This window comes from Rhizobium sp. 21-4511-3d (genome assembly GCF_053522545.1).
Window position 1 is genome coordinate 17,146 of sequence record NZ_JBNWCF010000026.1, and the last position, 13,454, is coordinate 30,599.

The 13,454-nt window shown below is 58.0% G+C and carries 13 protein-coding genes; 7 read left to right on the forward strand and 6 right to left on the reverse strand.

Annotated elements, in window-relative coordinates; all coding sequences use genetic code 11:
• The first annotated feature begins 31 nt into the window (after positions 1–31).
• The gene (locus tag ACQZ5H_RS31895; RefSeq protein ID WP_449100126.1) at positions 32–883 is read left to right on the forward strand and encodes a Shedu anti-phage system protein SduA domain-containing protein; all 852 of its coding nucleotides are present in this window, start codon (positions 32–34) and stop codon (positions 881–883) included.
• A gap of 1 nt (position 884) precedes the next feature.
• Positions 885–1,511 (forward strand): hypothetical protein, encoded by a 627-nt coding sequence (locus tag ACQZ5H_RS31900; RefSeq protein ID WP_449100127.1) that lies wholly within the window; start codon positions 885–887, stop codon positions 1,509–1,511.
• 164 nt (positions 1,512–1,675) lie between these two features.
• Here ACQZ5H_RS31900 and ACQZ5H_RS31905 read toward each other — a convergent pair whose 3' ends face one another.
• Complete coding sequence (locus tag ACQZ5H_RS31905; protein ID WP_449100128.1) at positions 1,676–1,882, reverse strand: hypothetical protein; 207 nt, start codon at positions 1,880–1,882, stop codon at positions 1,676–1,678.
• A gap of 158 nt (positions 1,883–2,040) precedes the next feature.
• Here ACQZ5H_RS31905 and ACQZ5H_RS31910 point away from each other — a divergent pair, with 158 nt between their 5' ends.
• The 5 genes from ACQZ5H_RS31910 to lspA all read left to right on the forward strand — a co-directional run bounded on the left by ACQZ5H_RS31910 (position 2,041) and on the right by lspA (position 5,699).
• Positions 2,041–2,733 (forward strand): response regulator transcription factor, encoded by a 693-nt coding sequence (locus ACQZ5H_RS31910; protein ID WP_449100129.1) that lies wholly within the window; start codon positions 2,041–2,043, stop codon positions 2,731–2,733.
• Positions 2,720–4,039: a sensor histidine kinase gene (locus ACQZ5H_RS31915; protein ID WP_449100130.1), complete on the forward strand. Its 1,320-nt coding sequence runs from the start codon at positions 2,720–2,722 to the stop codon at positions 4,037–4,039. Before ACQZ5H_RS31910 ends, ACQZ5H_RS31915 begins: the two co-directional genes overlap by 14 nt.
• Positions 4,036–4,509, forward strand: a complete 474-nt coding sequence (locus tag ACQZ5H_RS31920; protein ID WP_449100131.1) for a hypothetical protein — start codon at positions 4,036–4,038, stop codon at positions 4,507–4,509. The genes ACQZ5H_RS31915 and ACQZ5H_RS31920 overlap by 4 nt, the downstream gene beginning before the upstream one ends.
• 71 nt (positions 4,510–4,580) lie before the next feature.
• Positions 4,581–5,051, forward strand: a complete 471-nt coding sequence (locus ACQZ5H_RS31925; RefSeq protein ID WP_449100132.1) for a copper chaperone PCu(A)C — start codon at positions 4,581–4,583, stop codon at positions 5,049–5,051.
• Between the two features lie 108 nt (positions 5,052–5,159).
• Complete coding sequence (gene lspA / locus ACQZ5H_RS31930; protein ID WP_449100133.1) at positions 5,160–5,699, forward strand: signal peptidase II; 540 nt, start codon at positions 5,160–5,162, stop codon at positions 5,697–5,699.
• 113 nt (positions 5,700–5,812) lie between these two features.
• On the opposite strand, the gene ACQZ5H_RS31935 is transcribed toward lspA, so the two are convergent.
• From ACQZ5H_RS31935 to ACQZ5H_RS31955, 5 genes are all read right to left on the reverse strand, one after another.
• Positions 5,813–7,042 (reverse strand): FAD-dependent oxidoreductase, encoded by a 1,230-nt coding sequence (locus ACQZ5H_RS31935; protein WP_449100134.1) that lies wholly within the window; start codon positions 7,040–7,042, stop codon positions 5,813–5,815.
• On the reverse strand, positions 7,017–7,868 hold the full coding sequence (locus ACQZ5H_RS31940; RefSeq protein ID WP_449100154.1) for a cation diffusion facilitator family transporter: 852 nt from the start codon (positions 7,866–7,868) through the stop codon (positions 7,017–7,019). Before ACQZ5H_RS31940 ends, ACQZ5H_RS31935 begins: the two co-directional genes overlap by 26 nt.
• A gap of 78 nt (positions 7,869–7,946) precedes the next feature.
• Complete coding sequence (locus ACQZ5H_RS31945; protein WP_449100135.1) at positions 7,947–9,863, reverse strand: M23 family metallopeptidase; 1,917 nt, start codon at positions 9,861–9,863, stop codon at positions 7,947–7,949.
• Positions 9,864–9,929: 66 nt separating this feature from the next.
• Positions 9,930–10,646: a L,D-transpeptidase gene (locus tag ACQZ5H_RS31950; RefSeq protein WP_449100136.1), complete on the reverse strand. Its 717-nt coding sequence runs from the start codon at positions 10,644–10,646 to the stop codon at positions 9,930–9,932.
• Between the two features lie 84 nt (positions 10,647–10,730).
• Positions 10,731–13,430, reverse strand: coding sequence for a heavy metal translocating P-type ATPase (locus tag ACQZ5H_RS31955; protein WP_449100137.1), 2,700 nt, complete (start codon positions 13,428–13,430; stop codon positions 10,731–10,733).
• Positions 13,431–13,454 lie beyond the last annotated feature (24 nt).

Consider the following 13,454-nt stretch of genomic DNA (forward strand, 5'->3'; position numbering starts at 1 on the left):
TTGGCGAGAAATGGGTGCTGGGGGACAAAATTTGACGAATTTGAACGCTGCCGTGAGGGAAGAAGTATCCACCCTTAAGGAAGAATATCTCGCCTTGCTCGACAAAAAAGAGCGAGAACAGGTATATCAGGCATACATTGAAAGAAACACGCGTCTCATTCCAAGGGATTTTGAGCAGAACCACGGTATCTCGTGCGGTATCGTATTGCGCAAATTGTCGTTCGGAGCCGATTACAAATCTGAATTTTTCTATCTCTCGAAAAGCACTGTGCTTTGGCACGCTGTTCACATCGAAATAGAGAAACCCTCATCGAAATATTTTAAAGAGGGCTCGAATACACTTCATCCAGACTTCGAGCACGCCATGAATCAAGTGGTAGACTGGAGAGCATGGCTTATACGCGATAACGAAGCCGCTTTCCGTAGCCAGATGTCCGCGCTGTTGATCCCGACTCACATGGGTCGAAACCCTATCGAGCATAAATTTGTCGTCGTTTATAGCAGGCGATCCGAATACGACGCCAACCCTACCAGACGTTCGAAAATTGCTGCGCTCCAAAAAGACGACCTGCGGATCATTTCCTTCGATAGCCTGTCCGAAGGGCTGGCCGGAAAATGGCCCGTGAACATTGGTATCAGGAGAAACGAGCACATCGACATTTTGGGTAACGAACTGGAATCGCCGGAAGCATGTGGCTGGATGGAACCATCGCAATTCTCGATCAGTAACACGGCGCAAGCGAACCTTTTGAATATCCACAGTACACCCAATCCCAAGAGTTTTCGTTTCGTCGACGGCGAGCGGACCGACTCTTACGAATACTTCGCCAAGAATGCCCGGGTTCGTACTGACAAAGACGTCGCTGTCGTTGAAGGGGAATGAAATGGCATTGTCGTCTCTGAGAGTAGTCAGCCTGCTATGTAACCTGCTGGTCCTGCCAGGAATGGCCGATGCCGCTCAGGTTTTTGCCAACTTCGGCCCAGACGGCAGTTGTGCAGTCACGTTTAAAGGCGAGATCAAAGTTGGCGACGAAAACATCTTCAACGCTCTTACACCGGACTGTAACGGTGGCGGTGTCCTTCTCAAGAGTGATGGTGGTTCGCTGACTGCCGGTCTTCGTATCGGAGAGCTTATCCGCCAGAAGGGGCTTGAAACGGCAGTTGCATTCGACGCACGTTGCGCTTCCGCCTGCGCTCTCGCGTGGTTGGGGGGCACCAAGCGATACATGTCGAACTCTTCGCAGATTGGCTTTCATGCTGCGTACACGCGCGATGACAAAGGCACCCCTCTTGAGAGCGGCCTGGGTAACGCACTGGTAGGCGCATATTTGACCGAGCTGGGACTGCCTAGGTCGACAGTAATATTTGTAGCCTCCGCAAAGCCGAACCAGATGAACTGGCTGGACTCCGCAGACGCGACAAAGATCGGCATAAAGGTCGTGGTGCTTTCAAAGCAGGACTATCAATGGGTCGACGCCCTGGATCGGAGTGATCCACACGGATCAGACTGACCAATCCAAGGACATTATCCATATATATATCAATATCTTAATTAAAATCGCATAGTAACAATTATGGAACCTTCGTCAAATTTCAGGCGATCCGCTCGTCCCCTAGTGCTGCCAGACATCTCAGGGAGAGCTTAGCCGTTAGCAGGCGGTTTTGCATAAGCTAGTTAGCGATCGTGGCGGCGCTGCCATAGCGCACGCGCCCAGAAGACAAGGAAGAAGGAGCCAATCATCAATGCTCCGCTTGCAAAGCCCAACCATGGTGAGAACGTTCCAAACCACAGCACCACAGTTGGCAGTGCCGAGAGAATTACGAAGCTCATCACCATGATGACGGCGGCGGCCACGACGGAGGAACGGTCGCTACGTTTCAAAATGCCCTCCTTTGGGTCTGGGATTTAACCCCTTACCTGACTCAATCTGACCAGAACCTGATAAACATCGGACGTCGAAGAAAAGTCCGCCTCGATTTAAGTTGGTCAGCATTCGGTCAGGCAGCAGCGTGCCTTATGCTGCGACGATTGGAGAGTTCATGAAGATATTGCTCGTGGAGGATCACGAGGCCTTGGGTAAGCTCGTTCAGGAGCACCTGACGGGTTCGGGTTTCATCGTTGACAAGGTGGGCGACGGGCCGGAGGCCCTGGAAGCGCTCCGATCAACAGAGTACGATGGCATGATACTCGATCTAGGCCTCCCGTCGCTCGACGGGCTTGAGGTCTTGAAGAAACAGCGCGCGCGCAAAGATCGCTCGCTTCCAATCATCATCCTGACGGCCCGCGACCAGATCGGCGATCGACTGACGGGCCTCAACTCCGGAGCTGACGACTACCTTGTGAAGCCTTTCGACGTGTTGGAGCTGGAGGCCCGGCTTCGAGCAGTCCTACGGCGTCCCGGCGCTCGATTAGAGGAGATCATGTCGCTGGGAAACCTCTCAGTCGACGTCTCGCGATGGGATGTTCGCGTCGGCAACGAGACGCTAGACCTCGCCAGGCGTGAGTTTGTCCTGCTTGAGGAACTCATCAAGATCTATCCCGGCGTTATCGCAAAAGACAGACTGGAGGATCGTCTCTACTCCTTCGACGAAAGCGTCACTCCAAACGCTACGGAGGCTGTCGTTTCACGCCTCCGTCGGAAACTGATCGCTGCCCATGCGACGGCAAGGATCGCCACCGTGCGGGGCATCGGCTATCGACTGCTGCCGGGAGAAGACGTTGAAGTGGACTAAGAGCCTTCGCGGACGTCTCACCGCAGCCATGGCCGTCGTCTTCGCCCTCGGAGCCGCAAATGTGGTCATCTATCTGCTCGATATAGACCAGGACCTGCGCAGCCACATCATGAACAAGCAGGTCGATGCGCTGTTCGCAGCGGCAGGTACAAACTCAGGCACCGACTGGGTGCGCAACCTGCCCACGCGTTTTGCGGAAGCCGATTGGCATTTTGCCGTTTATGACAGCTCGGGCGCCCTGGTACTTTCGTCTCCGGACAACGGCCGCCCTCCATCTCTCCTCCCTTCTGGTCAGGAACGGATCGAAGGTCAATCCGCATCGATATCGCGTCCATTGGGATCGAACGTATTGGTCGTTCAGAAGAGCGATTGGCAAGAGCGCCAGGAACTTAGGGCACTGCTGCGTGTCGAACTGGCTGGCAGTACCTTCGTGATCGCCGCTTTGGGAATTCTATCCTTCCTAATGGTCATCACCCTCGCCGCCTGGGTTCTCAGATCTGTAGGACAAGCCGCGGCTCTCGCCCGACGCATCGACGCGGCGGACGCCTCGAAACGCATTCCCATCGATGACCTTCCGACAGAAATACGTCCTCTTGCCGTGGCAGCCAACGGCGCGCTCGAAAGGCTGGCGCGTGCCTACGCTTCGGAGAGAAGGTTTACGGCGGAGGCAGCGCACGAGCTGCGTACTCCACTTGCCGTCCTGGGGCTGCGGCTTCAGAAGGCACGCTCGGAGGAGAATGTAGACTGGGACTCGGTCGATCGTGAAATGAAGCAGATGGCGCGCCTTGTAGGCCAGTTGACGGCCTTGGCGCGCGCCGAGAGCCACGCGGCCCTACCGATGGAGACAGAGACGATATCGATGTCACGTGTCGTTCGCGAAGCCGTTGCGGACATGATGCTGCTTTTTGAGGATTTTCAGCGCGACGTGTACGTCGAGATTAGCGACGGACTTTCGGTCAATGGAAACGCTGGCCAAATGAGACAAGCGGTCCAGAACCTGCTTGAAAACGCGCTATTCCACGGAAAAGGCACCACGAGGGTGATCCTGCGCAACGATCAAGACAAAGTTGTGCTCGACATTGAGGATGACGGTCCTGCCCCGGCAACTGACGAACGAGAGCGCCTGTTCGACCGCTTTCACAAGCATCGCCAGACGGGTCCCGGCTCCGGTTTGGGTCTGGCCATCGTAAGACAGATTGCCCGCAATTCCGGAGGCGACGTGGTCATTGCGCACCAGGAGACGTTCCGCGTCTCCGTCGTCCTACCTTCGGCGAAAGGGATGACAGCACTTGGAGCAAACCGATGAAGGCCCACGCTTTGGTGGCATTTCTGATTCTGCTCGGCTCCGGCGCGACGGCACGCGACACCAATGACCAGCACGCAAACGGTACGCTTGCGATCGAACACGTGGACTTTGTAGCCTCAGAAGATGAGGGCGTGGACAACATTTACCTGACGCTATGGAATGGCATGCCCAAAGACGCCGTGGTCACGGGTGTCTCAGTCACCGGGTACGAGGCAATCACCATCGTCGCATCGCCTCCGGCCCAGTCTCCGGTCGAGATGGAGGTGTCGGAGGGCGCTCTGACCATTCCCGGCCTGTCGGGCGTCTCTATGGAGCAGGATTCGATCTATTTTCGCGCCACACGCTCTGCTTCCGACGTCGGCGTAGCCGTCGTCACGCTGTCGATGTCGGATGGAACCCAGATCACCCGGTTTGTGGCAGGCCCCGTAACCAACTCGATCGCTTTGGCCCACCAGCACGGCGAAGAATAAGGAGTGAGCGATCCAGCTTGCATCTCACCCCGCTAGAGGTCGTACCAATGAAGGAGAATCGGGAGAAACGAATGAAACGTCTACTTATCGGACTTGTGCTGGTCGGAACCGCGACCACGAGCGCCCTCGCCCATGATTTCGAAGTCGGCGCGATCGCAATACAGCACCCATGGGTCAAGGAAGCACCGACGGCAGCGCCTGTTATCGCGGGTTATCTGGAACTGCAAAATGGCGGGACGACCGCGGACCGTTTCGTCGGAGGCTCTTCGGCCGAAGCAAAGCGCGTGGAGATCCATGAAACCACTACCCTCGACGGGGTCGCCAAGATGCGTCGTCTCACCGAAGGTGTAGCCTTGAACGCGGGAGAGACCGTCGAACTCAAACCTGGCGGGATCCACCTCATGATTGTCGAGCCTACCAAACAATTCACGGCAGGCGACAAGATGTCGGTCACCCTGGAGTTTGAGAAGGCTGGGAAGGTCGATGTCCAATTCGTCGTTAAGAAGACACCTCCCAACGATCCGCAACATAGTCAGGATTGATCGCTCGAATGAGAAGAAGGATGATTTTCACTTTCCTGATCGCGATGGTCGTCGCGTCGGTCGTCTGCAGCATAATCGGGGTTCTCGCTGTATGGAGACCATTTGCAGATGTCTGAATCTGATGGCCGATACCTTTTCGCAAGCTTTTGGCGAGGAGTACTTTTCATATCTTGCATCATCGCAGCCGCGGTACTGGTTGACCAATTCGTGAAGTTCCTGGTCGTGGAATTCGTGATGCAGCCTCCCCGGGTCATCGAGCTCGCTCCCTTTTTCGATCTTGTCCTCGTGTTCAACCGTGGCATCAGTTTCGGAATGTTCTCGGAGCAAATCGGTGCGTTCCCGACACTCGCCGCATGGGTGAAGACGGGGATCGTCGCAGCCATTGTCATCTGGGCCTGCCGAACGGGCTCGCGCGCGGAGCGCACTTTCCTTTCCGCAATGGCCGGCGGCGCACTGGGCAACATCGCAGACCGCTTTCGAAACGGCGCCGTGACCGACTACCTGTCCATTCATGCTGGAGAATGGGCATGGCCCGCATTCAACCTTGCCGACGTTTTCGTGGTTTCGGGCGCCAGTGCGTTTGCGGTCTGGACTGCGCTCATGCCGCGCCGCCGGACGGCGGCAGTTGGAGCGAACGATGGTGCATAATACCGAGCTCGCCGAGCAGCGAAAGAAAGCCATCAAGAAGCGGAACGCATTTTACCTGTTCGGCCTCCTGACATTTGTCCTGAGCATTTTTATCTTCAGCTTCTTTCACATTCCTATGGAGAACGGATCCGCGCAACGTGCTCAGACCGAATCCCAACCCCGATGATCCGGCCCGCCACGTGCTGAAGCGGCAAACGTTTCGCCATCGCCCGCATGAACGCCGACAACGGGGTGCTCGCCCTCTGCTTTTCGCCCCGGCCTTGCATCATGACCTGAAGTCGCTGCAGGGCCTTCGTCGGCAACATCCGCCGCTTTTGAACCCGCTTTAGATCGCGTTCACGAACGTTGCCGACGAGCAACCGAGCGCCAAGGATGTTGGCAGCTGCGACCGCATCCTGGATAGCAAGGTTCACCCCGACACCGCCGATCGGCGACATCGCGTGCGCCGCGTCGCCGATGAATAGCAAGCCCGGCACCCACCATTTCGACAAGCGATCAATCCTCACGCGAAGAAGGTGGAGATCTGTTCTATCGAGCGCATCGAGACGAGACGCCAAGAAGGGCGCGGCCGCTTCAATCGTCCGGCGGAACGCTTCAAGGCCTCCGTCGGCCACCTCCTTAAAGCTGCCCTTCGCTACCGAATAGCCGCACTGCCAGAACGGCCCTCTGTCGATCAGAACAAGTCCCTGTCGCGGACCTGCGTGGGTCATTCCGATATCCGGGTCTCCAAGTTGGCGAGGCACCTGGAACCACACCACATCGCGAGGCGAACCGAATGTCTCGACGGGGAGGTCTGCCAGTTTCCGGAGTTGTGAGCGCCGCCCGTCGGCTGCAACCACGAGATCGGCTTCGATCTTTCGTAATCCTTGGCAAGTCTCAATTTCGACACCTCGAACTTCACCGTCGCGCCAGATCAGGTCCCTCACGCTTGATCCCATCAGGAGATCGAAATTCGGATGCCGTTGCGCCTGATCCGCGAGGAATTTCAGGAAATCCCACTGCGGCATGAAGGCGATATAGGGAGCAGGAACACGCAGTTTCGTGAAATCCGCTATGCATACTTCCTTGCCATCGACTTCGGCATAGAGCTTGGGTGCCTTTGTATGTGGGAGGGCAAGCAACTCAGCCAGCAAACCAATCTGGTCCATCACCTGCATCGTCGACGGATGGATCGTGTCGCCCCGAAAGTCCCGGCGGAAGTCGTCGTGGCGCTCGACTACAGCGACCTTAAGTCCTTTCCGCGCAAAAAGAAGGCCAAGCATCAATCCTGCAGGGCCGCCCCCGGCGATGACGCAATGATAGTGATCGTTGCTTCCATCACTGGTGGAAGTCGGAGTTGACATGTGTCTCGCCCTCCTGCTCTACCTGAATGGTGGAGTGACTGATATCGAAGCGGGATTGCAGAACCGCCTCGATGGACCGCCGTACGGACGATTGATCCTGGCCTTTCCGAACAGTGATGTGGGCGGTGAAGCTGACCTGATCGTTCGATGTGGACCAAACGTGAAGGTCATGAACTCCGGTGACCCCCGCCGTCTCTGCTATCGCCGATCTCACATCCGGAAGATTGATGCCGGACGGTACTCCTTCCAGCAGAACGTTCGTTGTGTCGCGCAACAGTATCCAAGTGCGGGGAAGAACCCAAAGACCTATCGCGACCGCGACGATAGGGTCGATCCACGACCATCCCGTGAACCGGATCGCCAGCGCCCCGGCGATAACCCCAACGGAGCCAAGCATGTCTGCCCAGACCTCGAGGTAGGCACCCTTCACATTGAAGCTTGCATCGCGCCCTGCCGCGAGTAGTCGCATGGATACTAGGTTAACGATCAGTCCGAGGACGGCGACAATCAGCATCCCCGTCGACTCCGTCGCGACAGGATTGCGGAAGCGATCGATCGCCTCGATCAAGACGTAGATTGCCACTGCGAACAGGAGGATAGCGTTGAACGCTGCTGCCAGAACTTCCAGTCTCTTGTAGCCGTAAGTTCGACGCTCGTCCGCTGGCCTATTGCCGACCTTGATCGCCATGAGAGCTATGGCGAGCGCCGCGACATCGGTCATCATGTGTGCGGCATCAGACAAGAGCGCGAGACTGTTGAAAACAATCCCCGCCACGACTTCGGCGACCAGAAAAATAGAGGTGAGGCCAAGAGCCCAGGTCAACATCTTGGCATTCGCCCCGGCTGTATGATCATGACCGTGACTTTCGCCGCCTTCATGCGTGTGTGACATCGTGAACCTCCTTCAGCTATCTTCCGAATTGGATTTAGGCGGCGTCTCCAGGAGAGTGTCGATCCTCAGGCGCTCCGCTTGGAATTTAGCCAGTCGATCGTCTTTCAATGAACTCGCTGTTGGCAATCGTACCTTCAAAGGGTCCACACGGCGGCCATTGACAAGCAATTCGTAGTGAAGATGTGAGCCAGTGGCCATGCCTGTCGAACCGATGTAGCCGATAACCTGACCCTGTCGGACCTTGGCTCCTGCGACCACGCCCTTTGCTATCGCACTCTGGTGGCTATACGACGAGACGTAACCGTTCGAATGGCGAATTAGGGTTTGGTTGCCATACCCTCCGGTGTCCCAGCCTGCTTCGAGAACGGTGCCGTCCCCTGACGACAAGATCGGCGTGCCTCGCGGGGCGGGGTAATCGATCCCGGTATGCATCTTTGCAAAACCGAGGATGGGATGCTGCCGCATGCCGTAGCTGGAATTCGCGACGGCCGTTGGAACAGGGCTGCGGAGCAGGAACTGACGAAGACTTTTCCCATTCTCGTCGAAGTATCCGATCTGACCATCTGCTGGATCGCGGAACCTATAGAACCGAAACTCCCGATCGCCGAAACGAACCTTGAAGTAGAGAAGTTCTGATCCTTCGACGGCCTGGCCATCCTGTTGCGACGAGAAGAAGGCTTCAAGACTATCCGATGGCCGAAGCGGCGCCTGGAGATCGACGGTGGGTGCGACCGTGCGGATCACCGTCGCGGCCAGGTCGAGCGTCATGCCGTAGCTGAGCGTTGCGCGGTACAGACCGTCGTAAACCTTGGGGAGATTGTTCGACTGCGCCGCGGCGATGGTGATCCCGCCGTCGGCAAATGTATCGAGTTGCGTTGGCTCGGCTGCAGAGACAAAGCGGCCTCTGTCATCCAAGGCGACGGTGCCGCGATGCATCTCGCCTCTATAGAAGCTGGCCCGCACCACTTTCAATTCCTGGCCTCGCTGGATGAGACCCATGCGGAGGAAATCGCCGGCGTCGGCGGCATTATCACCCAACTCCCTCGACAAAGTCGCAGCGATGATTTCCGACTGCGGTGCCGGATAGCCCGCTGACCGGAGGGCCGCTGCGATTGGCGTCGTCCCGCCGATCTTGATGATGTCTTCCGCGAACTGTTCAGTTTCGCCGCTAATTGGGGAGACCGACGAAAACGAAACGTTCTGCTCGATAACACGCGCGGCCGTCCCAAGATCAATCGGCTCGTCAACGTCTGAAAACCTCTGCGGATCAACATATGCCGTCGCCACGGTGGCGCCATCCAAGAGCAAAGCACCGTCGGACCGCACGGAGGCTTCTACTTCTTCCAATGTTCGTTCAGGATCCAAACGAAGCCCGGGCACCATCGCCAAGGAAGCTGTCTTCAGACGAACCTCTGTCTCCACCTGGGCTGCATACAAAGAGCCTTCTTCGACAGGACCCGCCACGGCTGCTGGAACGTCCAGCAGAACCGCGGCCGGATCGAATTTGGGGTAGCTCGCGGTTGGCGCACTGCTAGCAGCCAGCTGCATCCGCACATGGGCATAGGGCTGCTTGCGAATCACCTCTCGGTCATTCTCCTTGGCGACCGTCGATAGCTCGAGCACTGCCCTGTCAGAGGCTCGCGCCGCCTTAAGTGTTCCGACAACCCTGCCACCGCGTGCGACCGCTTCCGCGGTGTGCGTCCCCTCTCCTGTTTGCAGCACCGCTTCGGCCGGGACCGCGAGCTGCTGCCGTCCGTCCATCGCCGCGAACAAAGCAACGCCCATTAGGACTGTGGACGTCAAGCCAGTGAGCGCGGTTCCCGCCAACCATCGTCTTGACACTTCGCGGCGCTCCACAGGCCGACGACCGTCGGCAGGAATTGCCGCCGTGTTTCCGAGCGTTTGCAGGATCGCCTTTCTGCTTAACACGATGTCATCCTCGCGGTGGACGTTTCCGATCGGCGAAGCCGCCGTAAAACGCCCACTTCAACTCACCTACTGGCGCACCACGATGCGGGCCTTGAACGGCACACGCGAATAGAGATCGATCACGTCCTGGTTCAACAGCCGCACGCACCCGGAAGAGACCGCCTTGCCGATGGAGCGCCAATCAGGGTTTCCGTGCAGGCGATAGAGGGTGTCCTGTCCCCCTGAAAAGATGTAGAGCGCCCGGGCACCCAGCGGGTTGTCCAGTCCACCAGCCATTCCATCGTTCTCGATCGAGTATTTCTTCAGCTCGGGCTGCCTGGCGACCATCTCATTCGGGGGCTTCCAGCGCGGCCATTTCTGCCGCCACTGAATGATGCCATCTCCTTGCCATGCGAAGCCTTCGCGCCCAATTCCAACGCCATAGCGCATGGCCGTGCCGCCCGGCTCGACGACGTACAGAAACCTCTTCGGCGTATCGACGACAACGGTGCCGGGAGTTTCGCCCGTTGGATCCATCACTCGCTGTCGATAGAACTGTGGATCGATCTTCGTGTAGGGCGCCGCCGGGATCGTCAGACCGTCGTCGACAACGGCGGCATACATCGATGCTAGTTCCTGCGGGCTTGGCGGACCGACGGGGCGGCTCGGCCGCGGACGATCGAAAGGCAAGGGTGCAACAACAGGCTGTCCGGAGCTGGTCGCGCAGCCTGCAAGCGGCATTGCTCCTATTGTTGCTGAAAGTGCCAGAAGTCGGCGGCGCGTCAGGACGACCGTCATGGGCATGCGATGTCATTCTCCGTTGAATGGGAGCTTCGCGACGGCATTCGCCGCGAAGCGTCCCGTTGGTTTGGGATGAGGGAGCTTGCGCTATGCGTCCGAGGCGCCGCGCAGGAGTCTAAGCGCGTTCATTGTGACGAGCACAGTTGCGCCTGTATCGGCGAGAATGGCTGGCCAAAGACCAGTCAAGCCGATGATGGTGGTGACGAGGAAGACTGCCTTCAGGCCGAGCGCAATCGTGATGTTCTGGTAGATGTTGCGCATAGTCCGCTTTGACAGCTTGATCATCCTGGCGATGTCAGAGACGCGCCCATGCAAAACGGCGGCGTCCGCAGTTTCCAGAGCTACGTCCGTACCGCCGCCCATAGCAATTCCCACGTCGGCTGCGGCAAGAGCCGGAGCGTCATTAATGCCATCGCCCACCTTTGCAACGATCAGGCCAAGCCCCTGCATCTCGCCGACAATCCGTTGCTTGTCCTGCGGAAGAAGCTGAGCTTTGACGGCGATGCCGAGCTGCTTGCCGATCGCCGACGCTGTCCGGCTGTTGTCACCAGTCAGCATCACCGTTTTCACACCGAGGTCTGCCAGCTCCTTCAGGCCGTCACGCGCATCCGGGCGAGGCTCATCCCGCATAGCGATAGCACCAGCGAGCACGCCTTGGACGACGAGAACCGAGACTGTCTTGCCGTCATCATTCAATCGGGTGATCGCCGCCTGCTGTTCCTCCGAGAGCGCCGCACGCTCAGCTGCGGCTGAGGGCGACGCAAGAAGCGTATCTTTGCCTTCCACCGTCGCCGTAACACCTTTTCCGCCGAGTGCCTTTGCCCCTGACGCGGCCGGGATCGAAATCTTGTCTTCTTCCGCCTTGCGAAGGATTGCGAGCGCAAGCGGATGGCTCGACCCCGTTTCCAACGCGGCAGCGATCCGAAGAATTTCCGCAGGCGCCATCCCGAAATCCAGAACGTCGGTGACCTTCGGTTTTCCTTCGGTAAGGGTTCCAGTCTTGTCGAGAGCGACGGCAGTGATCTTGCCCAGCGATTCCAGCACCGCGCCGCCCTTCAGGAGCAAGCCGCGCCGCGCGCCTGATGAAAGTGATGCGGCAATTGCTGCCGGCGTCGAGATGACAAGCGCGCAAGGGCAGCCGATCAGGAGGATCGCCAGTCCCTTGTAGACCCATTCGGCCCAGGTCCCGAGCCCAAGCAGCGGAGGCACTACAGCGACCAAGGCAGCCACTACAACGACGCCTGGCGTATAGTAGCGCGAAAACCTATCGATGAAGCGTTCGGTCGGCGCCTTCGATTCCTGCGCCTCTTCGACCAGCTTCACGACGCGCGCGATGGTATTGTCCGCAGCAGCGGCCGTAACACGAACTCGAAGCGCCGCGTCGCCATTGACCGTCCCTGCGAAGACCTGATCATCGACGCCCTTGCGCACGGGAACGCTTTCACCCGTGACGGGAGCCTCATCGATAGCACTTTCACCGGAGATGATGACACCATCCGACGACACTCTATCACCGGGACGAACAAGTATGATCGCGTCGACTTGGACCTCCTCCGCCGGAACCTCGCGCGTCTTTCCGTCGACTTCGACCAATGCCATCTTGGGCACAAGCTTCGTCAGCGACTGAATACTGGCTCTCGCCTTCCCTGCAGCAACGCCTTCGAGCAGTTCGCCAACCAGGAAAAGAAACACGACCGTGGCCGCCTCCTCGCCTGCATTGATGAAAACCGCCCCTACTGCAGCGATAGTCATGAGCATCTCAATTGAGAACGGCGTCCCCGCTCGCGCTGCCATGATTGCTCTCTTGGCAATTGGGACCAGACCGACAAGCATGGCAACAATGAACGCGTACGAGGCGATTGCAGGAACGAGGTGCCCCACCACGTAAGCCGCCACCAGCGCAAGCCCAGAGAAAATCGTCAGCCGTCCCTTGCGGCTCTTCCACCAGGGACCATTCATCGGACCGTGATCATGGCCATGCAAGCCCTCGGCCGAGTGGTCATGCGAGTGTCCCGCATGCTCGCGGGCAAGCGCCCCGGAAGGCACCGAAGTGGCGATCGAATAGCCAAGGCCAGTGACCTGTTTTTCGATGCTTATGGTATCGATTGGGGTCTTGTGACGGACGGTCATGGTTCCGGCGGTTACCGACACCGACACGTCTTCTACGCCATCGATGCGTCGCACTGCGGTGTCGATCTTCGCAGCGCAAGAAGCGCAATCCATACCCCCGATCCTGAACCGGGTCAGCCCTTCCGCGTCCTGAAGGCCCGCATCAATTGCGTCAAGACGAGCGCTGGAGTGTCCGCCTGGCGCTGCAGTTCCGTGGCCATGGTCATGGTCATGGTCATGATCGTGGTCGTGGTCGTGGTCGTGAGGAGCGTGATCGTGAGGAGCGTGATCGTGATGGTCACGATCATTTTCGCGGTCATTACTTTGGTCGTGCCCCTGAGCATGGTCATGGTCATGGTCATGGTCATGACTATCGGAATTGTGATCGTGGCTATGTCCATGATCGTGATCGCCAAGCTGATGCAAATGCTCGGGCTTCGCTTCTGCCGTCACCGTCTTGGGAAAAGGAAAAAGCGAATAGCCCAATCCGCTGATCCTCTTTTCCATCTTGGCAAGATCGGCTGAAGGGGCATGGCTAACGGTCATCGTCCCGGCAGTTACGGACACGGAGACATCCTCAATGCCGTCAGTGCGCCGCGCGGCGGTGTCGATCTTGGAGGCGCACGAGGCGCAATCCATGCCATCGACGCGATACTTCGTCTTTAAAATCTCGTTCATGGGGGCAACCTCGAAATTTCGATA